Genomic DNA, 14,873 nt, shown 5'->3' with positions numbered 1-14,873 from the left:
ATCAAATTATCCGGTGTCAATCGAATCAGTCCGCGCGGCCCTGCGGCGCGATCGACTGGCGCACCTGCTCCATTCCCTGGGTCACATCCTCGCGGATTGCGCGCGCGGCGGCCTCGGCATCGCCCGCATGCATCGCGGCAAGCATATCCTTGTGTTTGTCCGGCAGATTCTGCGTTCCCATGCGCCCGCAGACCACCCGCAGCGAGGGGCCGAATCGCAGCCACAGCCCATCCGCCACATCGGCGAGGATCGGCGCGCCCGCCAACTCGTAGATCCGTTTGTGAAAGCGGTAGTTCAGTTCGAGATAGGCGCGCAGATCGCCCTGGGCGATGGCCTGATCCAGCTTGGTGTCGAGCGCGGTCAGGCGGGTCAGGTCCTCGACCGTGGACCGCTCGGTGGCGCGCGCGGTCAGATGAGGGTCAAGCCATTGGCGAGCAACAATCAATTCGCTGATATTGTCCGGCGTCAGGCAGGGGACGCTGACCCGTCTGTTGCCCTGGAATTCCAGCGCGCCGCCCGCGATGAGGCGGCGGATCGCCTCGCGCACCGGGGTCATGCCCGCGCCAAGCCGCTCGCTCAGCCCCTGAATGGTCACCGCCTGACCGGGTGCCAGATCGCCGAACAGCACCAGCGCGCGCAATTGCCGATAGATCAACTCATGTGCCGGCAGGCGCGAGTCGGGGGCAACGTCGTTGTTCAATTTCTGTGCGGTCTTGGGCATTGAGGGGCATCCCGATCACGGCGTTCAATCTCTGACCTTGCGAGTTTAGCGGCTGCATGAAAACATTACCATATTGCCATGCGCGGTATTTTTTGATCAAATCCGTGCCAAGGCAGAGAACATGCCGAAACCAACGGGAGAACATGATGCGACATCTGATGCTGACCACCACCGCCACGCTCGCGCTCGGGGCGTTTGCCGCGCAGGCCGAGGAGGTGCGGGTCTATAACTGGTCCGATTACATCGACGAGGACCTGCTGACGCAGTTCGAAGAGGAAACCGGCCTCGACCTGATCTATGACGTGTTCGACAGCAACGAGGTTCTGGAGACCAAGATGCTGGCCGGTGGGTCGGGCTATGACGTCGTGGTGCCCTCGGGCACCTTCCTGCAGCGCCAGATCCAGGCAGGCGCCTTCCAGAAGCTCGACAAGTCGAAGCTGCCCAATCTCGACAACATGTGGGACGTGGTCAGCAACCGGACCGAGCAATACGACCCCGAGAACGCCTATTCGATCAACTACATGTGGGGCACCACGGGGATCGGTGCGAATGTCGGCAAGGTGAAGGAACTGCTCGGCGAGGATGCGCCGCTCGACAGTCTCGAGCTGGTGCTCAACCCGGAGAACATGGAAAAGCTGGCCGAATGCGGCGTGCATTTCCTCGATGCGCCCGCCGAGATGATCCCGATGGCGCTCAAGTATATCGGCGAGGATCCCGACAGCCACGACCCGGACGTGATCGCCAAGGTCGAGCCGGTGCTGATGGCCGTGCGCCCCTATATCCAGAAGTTCCACAGCTCGGAATACATCAACGCGCTGGCCAATGGCGATATCTGCGTGGCTGTGGGCTGGTCGGGTGATATCCTTCAGGCGCGCGATCGCGCGGCAGAGGCCGATAACGGCGTCGAGATCGTCTATAACGCGCCCAAGGAAGGCGCGCAGATGTGGTTCGACCAGATGGCGATTCCGGTCGATGCGCCCAATCCCGACGGCGCGCATACCTTCCTGAATTTCATCATGGATGCCAAGAACATGGCCGCCGCGTCGAACTATGTCTATTACGCCAACGGCAACAAGGCGAGCCAGGAATATCTGGTCGAGGACGTAATCGGCGACCCGGCGATCTATCCGTCGCAGGAGGCGCTTGATAACCTCTTTACCACGACGCCCTACCCGGCGAAGGTGCAGCGGGTGGTGACCCGTTTGTGGACCAAGATCAAGTCCGGCACCTGATCGGACGGCATGACCGACCCGCGCGGGGCCAGCCCTTGCGCGGGTTTTCTCAATCCAGCCGGGGACAGGCATGTCACAAACCGTATTCGCGCCGTGGAACGATCCGAACGCCAAGCCGCTGATTCAATTCAAGAACGTCACCAAGCGGTTCGGCGAGTTCGTAGCGATCGACAATCAGAGCTTTGACATCTACGAAAAGGAGTTCTTCGCGCTGCTTGGCCCGTCGGGCTGTGGCAAGACGACGATGATGCGCATGCTCGCGGGGTTCGAGACACCGACCGAGGGCACGATCCTTCTGGGAGGGCAGGACATGGCGCCGATTCCGCCCAACAAGCGGGCGGTGAACATGATGTTCCAGTCCTATGCGCTGTTCCCGCATCTGTCGGTCTGGGAGAATATTGCCTTTGGACTGAAGCGCGACGGCAAATCGAAGGACGAGATCGCGGCGCGGGTGGAGGAGATGCTCAAGCTGACGCGGCTGGAGCAATTCGCGCGGCGCAAGCCGCACCAGATTTCCGGCGGACAGCGGCAGCGGGTGGCGCTGGCGCGCAGTCTGGCCAAGGCCCCGAAGCTGTTGTTGCTCGATGAGCCGATGGGTGCGCTCGACGCCAAGCTGCGGCAGGCGACGCAGTTCGAGTTGATGGATATTCAGGAAAAGACCGGCACGACATTTGTCATCGTCACCCATGATCAGGAAGAGGCGATGACGGTGGCGAGCCGTGTCGCGGTGATGGATACCGGCAAGATCATTCAGGCCGATACGCCGCAGGTGATCTACGAGGCCCCGGCGTCGCGCTATGTTGCGGATTTCATCGGCGATGTGAACCTGATCGACGGGGTAGCCGAGGTGCGGGGCGGTGCCGCTGCCGCCGCGCCCGCAGAGCCGGAGGCGGCCAAGCAGGCAGAGCCGGAGGCCCCCGCCGCAGCATCTGAACGCCGCGTGCCGCAACCCAACGCGCGTGGCAAGTGGCTGCATGACAAGCTGTTCAAATACATTCTCGGCCCGCGCGAGGATGCCCCCAAGCAACTGCCGCCGCCGACAGCCGAGGAGAGCAAGGCCGCCGCCGCGGCTGTGCCGCTGCCCGAGGCCGTTGCGCCCGGCGGGATCACCATTCACTGGGCCGAAGGCCAGCCTCCGCTTATTGTCAGCAATGGTGATCCGGCGCTGGCCGGGCAGCGCGTGACGCTGGCGCTGCGGCCCGAGAAACTGGGGATCTCCAAGGACCGGCCGGAGGCGGCCAACGCCCTCAAGGGCAAGGTGATCGACATTGCATATCTGGGTAACCTGTCGACCTATCATGTCGAACTGGCCAATGGCACGATGGTCAAGGCACAGTTGGCCAATACCCGCCGTGTCGCGCAGCGTGACATCACCTGGGACGACGAGGTCTGGATCAGTTTCCGCGAGACCGCCGGCGTGGTGCTGAGCGAATGAGGCGCGCGGCCCTCATCCTTATGCCCTATCTGTGGCTGCTGGCGCTGTTTCTGGTGCCGTTCGTCATCGTGCTCAAGATATCCCTGTCGGATATCGCGCTGGCGATTCCGCCCTATACGCCGACGCTCGATTTCTCGGAGGGATGGCGGGGTATCCGCGATTTCTTCGCCGGGCTCGATTTCGAGAATTTCGTGTTCCTCACCACCGACGATCTTTACTGGAAAGCCTATCTCTCGTCGCTCAAGATCGCGTCCATCGCCACGTTCTGCACGCTGCTGGTGGGCTATCCGATCGCCTATGGCATGGCCAACGCCCCCGATCACTGGCGCCCGACGCTGATGATGCTGGTGATCCTGCCGTTCTGGACCTCGTTCCTGATCCGGGTCTATTCGTGGATGGGGATCCTGTCGACCGAGGGCTATCTGAACCAGATCTTGCTCTGGATGGGGCTGATTTCGGAGCCTCTGACGATCCTCAACACGCCCGTGGCGGTCTATATCGGCATCGTCTACACCTATCTGCCCTTCATGATCCTGCCGATCTATTCGGCGCTGGAGCGGATGGACGGCTCGTTGCTGGAGGCGGCCGAGGATCTGGGCTGTTCGCGGATCAAGGCGTTCTGGCTGATCACCGTGCCGCTGTCGAAAACCGGGATCATCGCGGGCTGTTTCCTGGTCTTTATCCCGACCATCGGTGAATTCGTGATTCCCTCGCTTCTGGGCGGGTCGCAGACGCTGATGATCGGCAAGGTGCTGTGGGAAGAGTTCTTCAACAACCGCGACTGGCCGGTGGCGAGCGCGGTGGCGGTGGTGCTGCTGCTCATTCTGATCATTCCCATTGTGCTGTTTCAGCGCAACGAGCAGAAACAGCGGGAGGCCGAGGGATGACGCGACGCTTGTTGACGATTTCTTCTCAAGAAATCGGTAGCCCGGAGGGCAGTGCATGAGACGCCTGACATGGTTCAACGCCACCTCGCTGACGCTGGGATTTGCCTTTCTCTATCTGCCGATGCTCATCCTCATCGTCTACAGCTTCAACGAATCAAAGCTGGTGACGGTCTGGGCCGGGTTTTCGACCAAGTGGTATGGCACGCTGATCCAGAACGACGCGTTTCTTGACGCGGCCTGGGTGACGCTTCAGGTGGCGGTGGTCTCGTCGACCATCGCGACGGTGCTGGGCACGATGGCCGCATTGGTGCTGGTGCGGGCGGGGCGGTTTTATGGGCGCACGCTGTTTTCCGGCATGATCTATGCGCCGCTGGTGATGCCCGAGGTCATCACCGGTCTGTCGCTGCTGTTGTTGTTCATCGGGATCGGGTTGGACCGGGGGATCCTGACCATCATCCTCGCGCATACAACCTTCTCGATGGCCTTCGTGGCGGTGGTGGTATCGTCGCGGCTGGTGACCTTTGACCGGTCGCTCGAAGAGGCGGCGCTTGATCTGGGGTGTTCGCATTTCGATGCGTTCCGCCTTGTCACCCTGCCGATCATCGCGCCTGCGGTGATTTCTGGCTGGTTATTGGCGTTCACGTTGTCGCTCGACGATCTGGTGATCGCGTCCTTTACCGCCGGGCCGTCGGCCACGACGCTGCCGATCAAGATCTGGTCGTCGATCCGCCTGGGGGTCAGCCCCGAGATCAACGCGCTCTCGACCATCATGATCGGGATCGTCGCGGTCGGGGTGATCGCCGCGTCGCTGATCACCAAGCGTGCCAGCCTGCGCCAACAGGCCGACGAACGCGCCGCCGTGCACGCATGAGCCGCATCTATCCGGCGCATGCCTATGGCGAGGGGCCGCGCGCGCGCTGTTACTGGCCCACCACTGCGGCGCCGCCCGACTACCCCGAGGCGGAGGGCCGGATCACCTGTGATGTGGCGGTGATCGGCGCGGGGTTCACCGGGTTGTCGGCGGCGCTGCATCTGGCCGAGGCCGGGCAGGATGTGCTGGTGTTTGAGGCGCAGGTGCCGGGCTGGGGCGCCTCGGGGCGCAATGGCGGGTTCTGCTGTCTGGGAGGCTCTGCCGCGTCGGACACGATCCTGCGCAAGACCCATGGCGAGGCGGCGCGGCGCGAGTATCGCCGCGCCGAGGTCGAGGCGGCGCGCTTTGCCCGCGATCTCATTGCACGGCTGGGGATAGAGGCCGATCTGCATTCCGAGGGCGAGACGCTGCTGGCGCATACGCCGCGCGCGGTGGAGGGGTTTGCCGCGCGGGCCAAGCGCATCGAGGCGGATTACGGCGTGGTGCCGGAGTTCATCCCCGGCTCGGAACTGGTACAGATGGGCATGAATGGGCCGTTTCATGCGGCCCTGACCACGCCTATCGGCGTGGCGCTCAACCCGATGAAATATACGCTGGGACTGGCGGAGGCGGCGGTGCGAGCCGGGGCGCGTCTTCATGGCCATTCCCCGGTGACTGCGATCCGGCAGGAGGGGGCGTTTCACCTGACCACGCCGCAGGCGCAGGTCACCGCGCGGCGGCTGATCGTGGCGACCAATGGCTATTCCTCGGACGATCTGCCGGGGTGGATGCGGGCGCGCTATCTGCCGACGCAATCGAACGTGATCGTGACGCGGGTGATGAGTGATGGTGAACTGGCGGCCCAAGGCTGGACCACGCGGCAGATGTGTTATGACGACCGGTTCTTTCTGCATTATTTCCGGTTGATGCCCGATAACCGGATGCTCTTTGGCATGCGCGGGGGGCTGTTTTCCTCGGCCCGGTTCGATGCGCGGATGCATCGCACGATACGGGCGCATTTCGAGCGGATGTTTCCGGCGTGGGCCCATGTCGAGACGCCGCATAGCTGGAATGGGTTGCTGTCGCTGTCGCCCGATTTGACGCCCTATGCCGGGCCAATTCCGGACATGCCGGGGGCGTTCACCGGGCTCAGCTATCATGGCAACGGTGTGTCCATGGGGAGTTATGCCGGGGCGCTTCTGGCGGAACTGGCGATGGACCGGGTGCCGGGGCGCCTGTATCCGGAGATCCTGCGCAAGCCGCCGGGGCGCTGGCCTTTGGGGCGGCTGCGCCGGGCGATGCTCTGGCCGCCTTATGCTTTGGCGACGTTGACCGGGGGGTAGGCGGGGGTGTTTAGCCTGAAGCCGCCGTTGCCGCATCCCGCGCGAAACGCACCGAAGGTGCCGCGCGATCGCCGGGCCGTCCCGCGGCCTGGCGATTTGATAGGGCGCGCAACGTGTCGAGTTTAGACTGACTTGGCTGGGATAAAGCGCGCGCCACAACCGTTGCATCGCCAGTCCCCGGCCCTGCGATTGCGCGGCACCTTCTGGCGGGGTGCTATGTCCGCTTCAGGCCATTCCCTTCCCTATTCCGGCGTCCGCGCAGACCTTGCCCTATTGCGCCGGATCCCCAGCTGACGCTCGCGCCAGATGATGATGATCCCGGCCAGGATGACCAGCGACGCGCCTGTCAGCATGGCGCGCGTCGGCACCTCGTCGAAGATGAAATAGCCGATTCCGAGGGCGAAGAGGATCGAGGCGTAATCGAACGGCGCCACGACGCTCGCATCGGCGAAGCGGTAGGAGGAGGTGAGGAAAATCTGCCCCAGACCGCCCAGAAGCCCGGCGAGGATCAGAAGGCCGAACTCTGGCCCCGAGGGCAGCACCCAGCCGAACGGGATGGTGAGCAGCGACAAGCCGGTCGAGGTGATCGAGAAATAGAACACGATGGCGCTGGTCTCTTCGGTCTGAACCAGTTTGCGCACGTAGATCTGCGCCAGAGCCGCGCAGATCGCGCCGGTGAGGGCGAGCATCGCGCCTACGGCTTGCACTGTCTCGACCGTCGGGCCGCTCAGCGCCGTAAGGCGCGGGGCAAGCACGATCAGGACCCCGACAAGCCCGAGCGCGACCGCGCTGATGCGGAACACGCCGACGTCTTCATCGAGGAACATCGCGGCGAAGATCACCACGAGGAGCGGCGCGGCATAGGTCAGCGCCGTCACCTCGGGCAGGGGCAAGAGGCCAAGCGCGGCAAAGCCAAGACCCATCGCCGCCGTGCCCACCACCCCGCGCCAGACATGGCCCATCGGCGTGCGCGTTTTCAAACCGGTGCGCAGGTCGCCGCGCAGGGTCAGCCATACCAGAATGACCGGGATGGCGAAGAAGGATCGGAAGAACACCGATTCGCCGGGGGGCACGTGATCGGACACCGCCTTGATCAGCGATGACATGGTGATGAACAGCATCACCGAACACAACTTGAGCAGGATGCCGGTCAGGGGGCGCGTGTGCCTGGGTACATCGCCCCTCTGGCGTGTCATGTCGGTCTCGGGTCCGGCTCAGGCGTCGGTGTCCGCCTCGGTGCGGGGCAGCACCCAATCGGCGCGCGGGAAGTGGCAGGTATAGCCCTGCGGAAAGCGTTTCAGGTAATCCTGATGCTCCGGCTCCGCCTCCCAGAAGTCAGTGACGGGTTCGACCTCGGTCACGACCTTGCCGGGCCAGAGGCCGCTGGCCTCGACATCGGAGATGGTGCGCTGCGCCTCGGCCTTTTGTTCCTCGGAGCAATAGTAGATCGCGGAACGATAGCTCATCCCCACGTCATTGCCCTGCCGGTTGGGGGTGGTCGGATCGTGGATCTGGAAGAACACCTCGAGGATGCGCCGATAGCTGATCTTCGCAGGGTCAAAGATGATCTCGATGCCTTCGGCATGGGTGCCGTGATTGCGATAGGTGGCATTCGGCACATCGCCGCCGGTATAGCCCACCCGGGTCGAGATCACGCCGGGCAGCTTGCGGATGAGATCCTGCATGCCCCAGAAACAGCCACCGGCCAGAACTGCACGTTCGCTCATGTCACATCCTCCACCTGATCAAGATATGCGCCATAGCCTGACGCTTCCATGTCGTCGCGATGAATGAATCGCAGGCTTGCCGAGTTGATGCAATAGCGCAGGCCGCCCCGGTCGCGCGGGCCGTCGGGAAAGACATGGCCCAAGTGGCTGTCGCCATCGCGGCTGCGCACCTCGGTGCGGATCATGCCCATGGTGAAATCATGCTTCTCCGCCACATGCGCAGGCTCGATGGGCTTGGTAAAACTGGGCCAGCCGCAGCCGGATTCGTACTTGTCGGAACTGGCGAATAACGGCTCGCCGCTGACGATATCGACGTAGATGCCCGGCTCCTTGTTGTTGAGGTATTTGCCGGTGCCGGGGCGTTCGGTGCCGCTCTTCTGCGTCACCCGGTATTCCTCGGGTGAGAGGGCGGCGATCCTGTCGGGGTCTTTGCGGTATTCGGTCACGTCTCGCGCCTCCTGTGCTATGGTTCAGATTAGCAGATGGGGCGCGCGGTGGAAAATGGAATAGCGCGGCGTGGTGATCCGGTTTGGCTCCGCCGCCGTAAACCCATCAGGAATCGGAGGATAAAATGCGCTTGGTTCTTGGCCTCATGGCACTTGTGTTGGCCCTTCCCGCGGCCGCGCTCGATCTTGACGCGCCGTTCGGCAATATCGACGGGGGCGAATTGCGCCTGAGCGATTGGCGCGGGCAACCGGTGCTGGTGGTCAATACCGCCTCGCGTTGCGGCTTTACCGGTCAGTATGACGGGTTGCAGGCGCTTTACGACTCCTATCGCGACCGCGGTCTCGTGGTTCTGGCGGTGCCCTCTGACGATTTCCGGCAGGAATTGTCGAGCGATGCGGAGGTCAAGGAATTCTGCGAAGTCAATTTCGGCCTCGATATCCCGATGACGACGATCACCCCGGTCAAGGGGACGCAGGCGCATCCGTTTTACGCCTCGCTTGCCGATGAGACCGGGTTCGCGCCCGCATGGAATTTCAACAAGGTGCTGATCGGCCCTGATGGCGAGGTTGCGGGCACATGGGGATCGGTCGCGCGCCCGACCTCGCGCGAGATCACCGGGCGTATCGAGGCGCTGCTGCGATAGCAGACGCCCCGAAAGAAGCACCTCAGCTTGCGTAGTCCGACCCCTCGGCGTCGAGCAGGGCCTTGATCTCCGACAGGTGCCGGTCGGCCTGTTCGGGGTAGCTTTCGATCTCTTCGGCGGTCTTGGCGGCCACCTCGTGCGACAGTACCCGGAGGGGCCGCCCGGTCTGAAGCGCGCGAATGTAGGTCTCGGCCGCGCGCTCGAAATAATAGAGCCGGTTGAACGTGTCGGCGACCGTGTCGCCGATCACCATCACGCCATGATTGCCCATGATCATGACCTTCTGTTTCGGGTCATGGAAGAGCCGCGCGCAGCGTTCGCCCTCATCCTCGAAGGCAAGCCCGCCATAGCCCTCGTCCACCACGTGGCGTCCGTAGAACATTGCGCCGTTCTGGTCGATGGGCGGCAGGCGGCTGTCGGCGAGCGAGGCCAGAACGGTGGCGTGGGTTGAATGCACATGCATGGCACAGCGCGCATGGGCGCAATGCCGGTGCAGCCCGCCATGCAGGCCCCAGGCGGTGGGGTCGGGGGCGTCCGGCGCGTTCAGCGTCTCGGGGTCGTTGGCATCGACAACGATCAGGTCGCTGGCGCGGATGCGGGCGAAATGCATCTGGTTGGGGTTCATCAGAAAGCGCGTGCCGTCCTCGTTGATCGAGAGGCTGAAGTGATTGGCCACGGCCTCGTGCATGTTCAGCCGCGCGGTCCAGCGGAAGGCGGCGGCGAGATCGACCCGCTCCTGCCAATGTTCCATGTTGGGTTTGAGGTTGGTCACGCTCATGTCGCTGTCCTTTCATCATCGGTGAGGGGTCGCGATGCGACCCAAGCATAGCCGTTTTCGCACAGGATGCAGCATTCGCGCAGCCCGTGCGGCTTGTTGGTAGGGGCGTGCAGGATCATCCCGCCCGCATCTTCGGCGCGGGCGGCTGCGATGTCGGGGTCGCTGTCGAACATGTGCAGTGACGCGCCCGCGCCACGCGGCGGGCTCTCGGGCACAAGGCCAAGCAGCGGGTGGCTGCCATAGGTATGATCGGCATGCAGCTGCATCAGATGGCCGTGATAGGCGATGATCGCGAAATCGTCGTTGACGCGATGCGGCACCGCGCCGAAGACATCCGCAAGGAATGCCGCCTGCGCGCGCACGTCGCGCACGAGGATGTTGAGGCCAAAGCCCCGCAGGCTGGCCCCGAACTCCTCGGGGGTGACGGTTTCATAATCCATGGCGCGCCTCGCTTTGCCGCGCAGCTTGATCGTGCCCTTGGCCCGTGTCAACGTGTGCGCTCTGACCGATGACAGGATGTGCCCATGAGCCTTACCGACACAAACGCCATGATCCTGCCGCCCGACCTGCCGGGACCGGAGGCGTTCACCGATGCGCGCGCGGCGGTGGATCGGCTGTGCCTGCTTTACGACGGCGCGACGCGGCATCTGTGCGACGCCTTCGCCCGGGCGCTCAAGGGCGATATTCCGGCGCGGCGGGTGCGGGCGTTCTACCCTGAAATTCGCCTGACCACGACGACCTATGCCAAGATCGACAGCCGGTTGAGCTTTGGCCATGTGTCCTCTCCCGGCACCTATGGCGCGACGATCTCACGGCCGGACCTGTTCCGGGCCTATCTCGAACAGCAGATCGAATTGCTGATGGAAAACCACGGCGTGCCTGTGTCGATCGGCATTTCGGACACGCCGATGCCGGTCCATTTCGCGGTGGCCAATGACGCGGCCCTCACCGTGCCGCAGGAGGGGGCGGCGGAGTTCACCCTGCGCGACTATTTCGACGTGCCGGACCTGGCGACCACCAATGACGACATCGTCAACGGCACCTGGGAGCGGGGGGCGGACGGCATCGCACCGCTGGCCCCCTTCACGGCGCAGCGGGTGGATTACTCATTGGCGCGGCTGGCGCATTACACCGCGACCGATGCGGAACATTTCCAGAATTACGTGCTGTTCACCAACTACCAGTTCTATGTCTCGGAATTCGAGGGGTTCGCGCGGCGCATGCTGGCCGACACGACCAGTGGCTACACCGCGTTTGTCAGCACCGGCAATGCCCTGATCACCACCCCCGACGCGGCCCTGCCGGTGCCGGAGCGGCTGCCGCAGATGCCGACCTATCACCTCAAGCGGGCGGACGGATCGGGGATCACGCTGGTGAATATCGGGGTCGGTCCGTCGAATGCGAAAACCGCGACCGATCACATCGCGGTGCTGCGCCCGCATGCCTGGGTGATGGTCGGGCATTGCGCGGGGCTGCGCAATTCGCAGTCTTTGGGAGATTTCGTGCTGGCGCATGCGTATTTGCGTGAGGATCGCGTGCTCGATGCCGATCTGCCCGCCTGGGTGCCCATTCCGGCGCTGGCGGAAATCCAGATCGCCTTGCAGGAGGCGGTGGCGGAGGAGACCCAGCTTGAGGGGTTCGACCTCAAGCGGGTGATGCGCACCGGCACCGTCGCGAGTGTCGACAACCGCAACTGGGAGTTGCGTGACCAATCCGGCCCGGTGCAGCGCCTGAGCCAGTCGCGGGCCATCGCGCTCGACATGGAAAGTGCGACGATTGCGGCCAACGGATTTCGATTTCGGGTGCCTTATGGCACGCTGCTTTGCGTCTCGGACAAACCGCTTCAGGGCGAGTTGAAACTGCCCGGCATGGCCTCGGATTTCTACAAATCCCAAGTTTCAAGGCACCTGATGATCGGGATTCGCGCGATGGAATCACTGCGCCAGATGCCGCTCTCGCGCATCCACAGCCGCAAATTGCGTAGCTTTGAAGAGACAGCCTTCCTCTGACTCGACGGAAATCCGCACAAAATCCGCCAAAATTGCTTGCTTTTGCCCCCCAGACATTGTGTTTAACCACATCATAGCGTTAAATCACGCCCATGAGGCCCAAGAGACGGGCAGTTGAAGGAGACCAAGAAATGGCAAAACCCATGACCAAAACCCAACTCGTCGCCGCTCTGGCCGAAGAAATGGGCAGTGACAAGAAATCCGCAAGCGCCGCGCTTGACGCCGTGGTCAATGTGATCACCAAGGAAGTGTCCGCCGGCGGTGCCGTGACCCTGCCGGGCGTCGGCAAGATCTACTGCCGCGAGCGCCCCGAGCGCATGGTGCGCAACCCCGCCACCGGCGAGCAGATGAAGAAAGAGGCCGACAAGGTGGTCAAGATGACCATCGCCAAGGCGCTCAAGGACAGCGTCAACGGCTGATCCGCTCTGTCGAGTTTTTGCAAAGGGTCGCCTGTCGGGCGACCCTTTCGCGTGTCGGGACCGGTGATGCCGGGTTGCACCTGACCGCCAAATCCACAATGGTCGCGGCAAAACGAGGCAGACGGGACAGGGCATGGATATTCGGGCGATACTGATGGGGCTGGCCTTTGCGGTGATGTGGTCCTCGGCCTTCACCTCGGCGCGGATCATCGTCGCCTCGGCGCCGCCGCTGACGGCGCTCAGCCTGCGGTTCTTCATTTCCGGCCTTCTGGGGGTGCTCATCGCCCGTGCCCTTGGACAAAGCTGGAAGCTGACGCGCGGGCAGTGGCGCGCGACGATCGTTTTCGGGATCTGTCAGAACGCGCTCTATCTCGGGCTGAATTTTGTCGCCATGCAGACCATCGAGGCCGGGCTTGCCGCGATCATCGCCTCGACCATGCCGCTTCTGGTGGGGTTGGCGGGCTGGCTGATCTTTGGCGAGCGGATCGGTCCCATGGGGATATTTGGTCTTGTCGCGGGGGTGGTCGGGGTGACGATCATCATGGGCGCGCGGCTGCAGGGCGGCGTTGATCTCTATGGTTTGAGCCTCTGCGTGGTGGGGGTGATTGCGCTGACCTTTGCCACCCTGGCGGTGCGCGGGGCCACCTCGGGCGGGAATTTCCTGATGATCGTGGGCTTGCAGATGCTGGTGGGCAGTGCGGTGCTGGGGGTCGCGGCGGCGGGGCTCGAGACCATCGAGATCACCTGGTCCTGGACGCTGATCGCGGCCTTTGCCTATACCACGCTGGTGCCGGGGCTGGCGGCGACGCTGGTCTGGTTCTGGCTGGTCAACCGGATCGGGGCGACCAAGGCCGCGACCTTCCACTTTCTCAACCCGTTCCTTGGTGTGGCCATCGCCGCGCTGATCCTGAGCGAGACACTGAGCGCGCAGGATCTGATCGGCGTGGCGGTGATCATGGGCGGCATTCTGGCGGTGCAACTGTCGCGGCAGAAGCGCGTGGTGTAATGGGCGGATTGGGGGCCAGCCCCCAAGCCCCCGGAGTATTTTGACCAAAAAGAAACAGCGGGCCGGGTCAGCCGATGGTGCCGCGTGGGCCCTCGCCAACCTGCCCGCGATGCAGGAGCAGGTGATCGAGCAGCACGCAGGCCATCATCGCCTCGCCCACCGGCACCGCGCGGATGCCGACGCAGGGATCGTGGCGGCCCTTGGTGACGACCTCGATGGGGTCGCCATCGACGGTGATCGAGCGGCGCGGCGTGAGGATCGACGAAGTGGGTTTCACGGCGAAGCGCACCACCACCTCTTGCCCGGTGGAGATACCGCCGAGGATGCCGCCCGCGTGGTTCGAGGCGAATTCGGGGCCGGTCTCGCCCATGAAGATCTCGTCGGCATTGGCGCTGCCGGTGAGGGTGGCGGCGGCCATGCCCGCGCCGATCTCGACGCCCTTGACTGCGTTGATCGACATCATCGCGGCGGCGAGATCAGTGTCGAGCTTGCCATAGATCGGCGCGCCGAGGCCGGCGGGCACGCCGCGCGCCACGACCTCGATCACGGCACCCACCGAATCGTGGTTCTTGCGCAGGGCTTGCAGGTAGGCCTCCCACTCGGGCGCGGCGCTGGCATCGGGCAGCCAGAAATCGTTGCCGTCGATGGCATCCCAATTGAAACGGGCGCGGTCGAGTTGCATCTCGCCCATGGCGACCATGTAGCCCTTGACCTCAAGCTCCGGCATCAGTGTGGCCAAGGCCGCGCGCGCGACGCCGCCTGCCGCCACCCGCGCCGCCGTCTCGCGGGCCGAGGAGCGCCCGCCGCCACGCGGATCGCGGATGCCGTATTTGAGGTGATAGCTGATATCGGCATGGCCGGGCCGGAAGGTGCGAGCGATGTCGCCGTAATCGCGCGAGCGCTGATCGGTGTTCTCGATCATCAGCTGAATGGGCGTGCCGGTGGTCTGCCCCTCGTAGAGGCCCGAGAGGATGCGCACCGCGTCGGGTTCCTGTCGTTGGGTGGTGTTCTTGTTCTGGCCGGGGCGGCGCTTGTCGAGCCAGTGCTGCAGCATCGCCTCATTGAGGCGCACGCCCGGCGGGCAGCCGTCGACCGTCGCACCAAGGGCGGGCCCGTGGCTCTCGCCCCATGTGGTGAACCGAAAGAGATGACCGAAGGTATTGAGGCTCATGCGCGGGGCTCCTTTGTCGCTCATCTAGCCGTGGCCTGCGCCCGCCTCAAGCCATTTTGGCGGGCATTTGTCGCAAACAGGCGATATGGGCGGGGGAATCGCTATACTCTCTGGCCTCGGACCGGACGTGAAAAGGTGCAAAAACGACATCTGTCCGACCCTGAAAAAACACTGGCGCGGGGGATAATCCCTGCTAACACTGGCA

The 14,873-nt window shown here is 63.8% G+C and carries 16 protein-coding genes; 9 read left to right on the top strand and 7 right to left on the bottom strand.

All coding sequences use genetic code 11. The features are described 5' to 3' along the window. Nucleotides 1-25: 25 nt before the first annotated feature. Nucleotides 26-721 carry a GntR family transcriptional regulator gene (locus ACSSV4_RS00790; protein ID WP_454272796.1) on the bottom strand — a complete coding sequence of 232 codons (696 nt, stop codon included), beginning with the start codon at nucleotides 719-721 and terminating at the stop codon, nucleotides 26-28. 143 nt (nucleotides 722-864) lie between these two features. Here ACSSV4_RS00790 and ACSSV4_RS00785 point away from each other — a divergent pair, with 143 nt between their 5' ends. The 5 genes from ACSSV4_RS00785 to ACSSV4_RS00765 all read left to right on the top strand — a co-directional run bounded on the left by ACSSV4_RS00785 (nucleotide 865) and on the right by ACSSV4_RS00765 (nucleotide 6,468). Beyond that, complete coding sequence (locus ACSSV4_RS00785) at nucleotides 865-1,953, top strand: polyamine ABC transporter substrate-binding protein (RefSeq protein WP_454272794.1); 1,089 nt, start codon at nucleotides 865-867, stop codon at nucleotides 1,951-1,953. A gap of 70 nt (nucleotides 1,954-2,023) precedes the next feature. After that, nucleotides 2,024-3,388: an ABC transporter ATP-binding protein gene (locus tag ACSSV4_RS00780; RefSeq protein WP_454272792.1), complete on the top strand. Its 1,365-nt coding sequence runs from the start codon at nucleotides 2,024-2,026 to the stop codon at nucleotides 3,386-3,388. Next, the gene (locus ACSSV4_RS00775; protein ID WP_454272790.1) at nucleotides 3,385-4,275 is read left to right on the top strand and encodes an ABC transporter permease subunit; all 891 of its coding nucleotides are present in this window, start codon (nucleotides 3,385-3,387) and stop codon (nucleotides 4,273-4,275) included. The genes ACSSV4_RS00780 and ACSSV4_RS00775 overlap by 4 nt, the downstream gene beginning before the upstream one ends. Nucleotides 4,276-4,330: 55 nt before the next feature. Further along, a complete protein-coding gene (locus tag ACSSV4_RS00770) occupies nucleotides 4,331-5,146 on the top strand; it encodes an ABC transporter permease (protein ID WP_454272788.1) in 816 nt (271 codons plus the stop codon). Then, entirely contained in the window at nucleotides 5,143-6,468 is a 1,326-nt protein-coding gene (locus ACSSV4_RS00765) for an NAD(P)/FAD-dependent oxidoreductase (RefSeq protein WP_454272786.1), read from the top strand. The genes ACSSV4_RS00770 and ACSSV4_RS00765 overlap by 4 nt, the downstream gene beginning before the upstream one ends. Before the next feature lie 242 nt (nucleotides 6,469-6,710). Here ACSSV4_RS00765 and ACSSV4_RS00760 read toward each other — a convergent pair whose 3' ends face one another. Genes ACSSV4_RS00760 through msrB form a run of 3 tightly spaced genes read right to left on the bottom strand, consistent with a single transcriptional unit; the run spans nucleotide 6,711 to nucleotide 8,641 of the window. Continuing rightward, nucleotides 6,711-7,664 (bottom strand): DMT family transporter, encoded by a 954-nt coding sequence (locus tag ACSSV4_RS00760; RefSeq protein WP_454272784.1) that lies wholly within the window; start codon nucleotides 7,662-7,664, stop codon nucleotides 6,711-6,713. An 18-nt stretch (nucleotides 7,665-7,682) separates the two neighbouring features. After that, complete coding sequence (gene msrA, locus ACSSV4_RS00755; protein ID WP_454272783.1) at nucleotides 7,683-8,195, bottom strand: peptide-methionine (S)-S-oxide reductase MsrA; 513 nt, start codon at nucleotides 8,193-8,195, stop codon at nucleotides 7,683-7,685. Further along, complete coding sequence (gene msrB / locus ACSSV4_RS00750) at nucleotides 8,192-8,641, bottom strand: peptide-methionine (R)-S-oxide reductase MsrB (protein WP_454272782.1); 450 nt, start codon at nucleotides 8,639-8,641, stop codon at nucleotides 8,192-8,194. Before msrB ends, msrA begins: the two co-directional genes overlap by 4 nt. Before the next feature lie 125 nt (nucleotides 8,642-8,766). Here msrB and ACSSV4_RS00745 point away from each other — a divergent pair, with 125 nt between their 5' ends. After that, nucleotides 8,767-9,285 carry a glutathione peroxidase gene (locus ACSSV4_RS00745; protein WP_454272780.1) on the top strand — a complete coding sequence of 173 codons (519 nt, stop codon included), beginning with the start codon at nucleotides 8,767-8,769 and terminating at the stop codon, nucleotides 9,283-9,285. Nucleotides 9,286-9,307: 22 nt separating this feature from the next. Here the strand turns inward: ACSSV4_RS00745 and ACSSV4_RS00740 are convergent, their stop codons facing one another. Next, nucleotides 9,308-10,063, bottom strand: a complete 756-nt coding sequence (locus tag ACSSV4_RS00740) for a class II aldolase and adducin N-terminal domain-containing protein (RefSeq protein WP_454272779.1) — start codon at nucleotides 10,061-10,063, stop codon at nucleotides 9,308-9,310. After that, nucleotides 10,060-10,503, bottom strand: coding sequence for a VOC family protein (locus tag ACSSV4_RS00735; RefSeq protein ID WP_454273379.1), 444 nt, complete (start codon nucleotides 10,501-10,503; stop codon nucleotides 10,060-10,062). The genes ACSSV4_RS00740 and ACSSV4_RS00735 overlap by 4 nt, the downstream gene beginning before the upstream one ends. Before the next feature lie 84 nt (nucleotides 10,504-10,587). Between ACSSV4_RS00735 and ACSSV4_RS00730 the strand changes: the two genes are divergently transcribed. The 3 genes from ACSSV4_RS00730 (at nucleotide 10,588) to ACSSV4_RS00720 (ending at nucleotide 13,497) form a co-directional block, all read left to right on the top strand. Next, entirely contained in the window at nucleotides 10,588-12,072 is a 1,485-nt protein-coding gene (locus tag ACSSV4_RS00730; RefSeq protein WP_454272777.1) for an AMP nucleosidase, read from the top strand. A gap of 131 nt (nucleotides 12,073-12,203) precedes the next feature. Then, on the top strand, nucleotides 12,204-12,491 hold the full coding sequence (locus ACSSV4_RS00725; protein ID WP_454272775.1) for an HU family DNA-binding protein: 288 nt from the start codon (nucleotides 12,204-12,206) through the stop codon (nucleotides 12,489-12,491). Nucleotides 12,492-12,624: 133 nt separating this feature from the next. Beyond that, nucleotides 12,625-13,497, top strand: a complete 873-nt coding sequence (locus tag ACSSV4_RS00720) for a DMT family transporter (protein WP_454272774.1) — start codon at nucleotides 12,625-12,627, stop codon at nucleotides 13,495-13,497. A gap of 67 nt (nucleotides 13,498-13,564) precedes the next feature. On the opposite strand, the gene aroC is transcribed toward ACSSV4_RS00720, so the two are convergent. Beyond that, nucleotides 13,565-14,668, bottom strand: coding sequence for a chorismate synthase (gene aroC / locus ACSSV4_RS00715; protein WP_454272772.1), 1,104 nt, complete (start codon nucleotides 14,666-14,668; stop codon nucleotides 13,565-13,567). Between the last annotated feature and the right edge of the window lie 205 nt (nucleotides 14,669-14,873).

It is taken from the genome of Roseovarius sp. MBR-154, from assembly GCF_053628595.1.
Note: the sequence above shows the minus strand (reverse complement) of the source record. Positions and strands in the feature narration are given on the sequence as shown.

Excerpts from the sequence above, each read along its gene's own strand:
- ACSSV4_RS00790 (WP_454272796.1), bottom strand. The coding sequence starts at position 721 with ATGCCCAAGACCGCACAGAAATTGAACAACGACGTTGCCCCCGACTCG.
- ACSSV4_RS00785 (WP_454272794.1), top strand. The coding sequence starts at position 865 with ATGATGCGACATCTGATGCTGACCACCACCGCCACGCTCGCGCTCGGG.
- ACSSV4_RS00780 (WP_454272792.1), top strand. The coding sequence starts at position 2,024 with ATGTCACAAACCGTATTCGCGCCGTGGAACGATCCGAACGCCAAGCCG.
- ACSSV4_RS00775 (WP_454272790.1), top strand. The coding sequence starts at position 3,385 with ATGAGGCGCGCGGCCCTCATCCTTATGCCCTATCTGTGGCTGCTGGCG.
- ACSSV4_RS00770 (WP_454272788.1), top strand. The coding sequence starts at position 4,331 with ATGAGACGCCTGACATGGTTCAACGCCACCTCGCTGACGCTGGGATTT.
- ACSSV4_RS00765 (WP_454272786.1), top strand. The coding sequence starts at position 5,143 with ATGAGCCGCATCTATCCGGCGCATGCCTATGGCGAGGGGCCGCGCGCG.
- ACSSV4_RS00760 (WP_454272784.1), bottom strand. The coding sequence starts at position 7,664 with ATGACACGCCAGAGGGGCGATGTACCCAGGCACACGCGCCCCCTGACC.
- msrA (WP_454272783.1), bottom strand. The coding sequence starts at position 8,195 with ATGAGCGAACGTGCAGTTCTGGCCGGTGGCTGTTTCTGGGGCATGCAG.
- ACSSV4_RS00745 (WP_454272780.1), top strand. The coding sequence starts at position 8,767 with ATGCGCTTGGTTCTTGGCCTCATGGCACTTGTGTTGGCCCTTCCCGCG.
- ACSSV4_RS00740 (WP_454272779.1), bottom strand. The coding sequence starts at position 10,063 with ATGAGCGTGACCAACCTCAAACCCAACATGGAACATTGGCAGGAGCGG.
- ACSSV4_RS00735 (WP_454273379.1), bottom strand. The coding sequence starts at position 10,503 with ATGGATTATGAAACCGTCACCCCCGAGGAGTTCGGGGCCAGCCTGCGG.
- ACSSV4_RS00730 (WP_454272777.1), top strand. The coding sequence starts at position 10,588 with ATGAGCCTTACCGACACAAACGCCATGATCCTGCCGCCCGACCTGCCG.
- ACSSV4_RS00725 (WP_454272775.1), top strand. The coding sequence starts at position 12,204 with ATGGCAAAACCCATGACCAAAACCCAACTCGTCGCCGCTCTGGCCGAA.
- ACSSV4_RS00720 (WP_454272774.1), top strand. The coding sequence starts at position 12,625 with ATGGATATTCGGGCGATACTGATGGGGCTGGCCTTTGCGGTGATGTGG.
- aroC (WP_454272772.1), bottom strand. The coding sequence starts at position 14,668 with ATGAGCCTCAATACCTTCGGTCATCTCTTTCGGTTCACCACATGGGGC.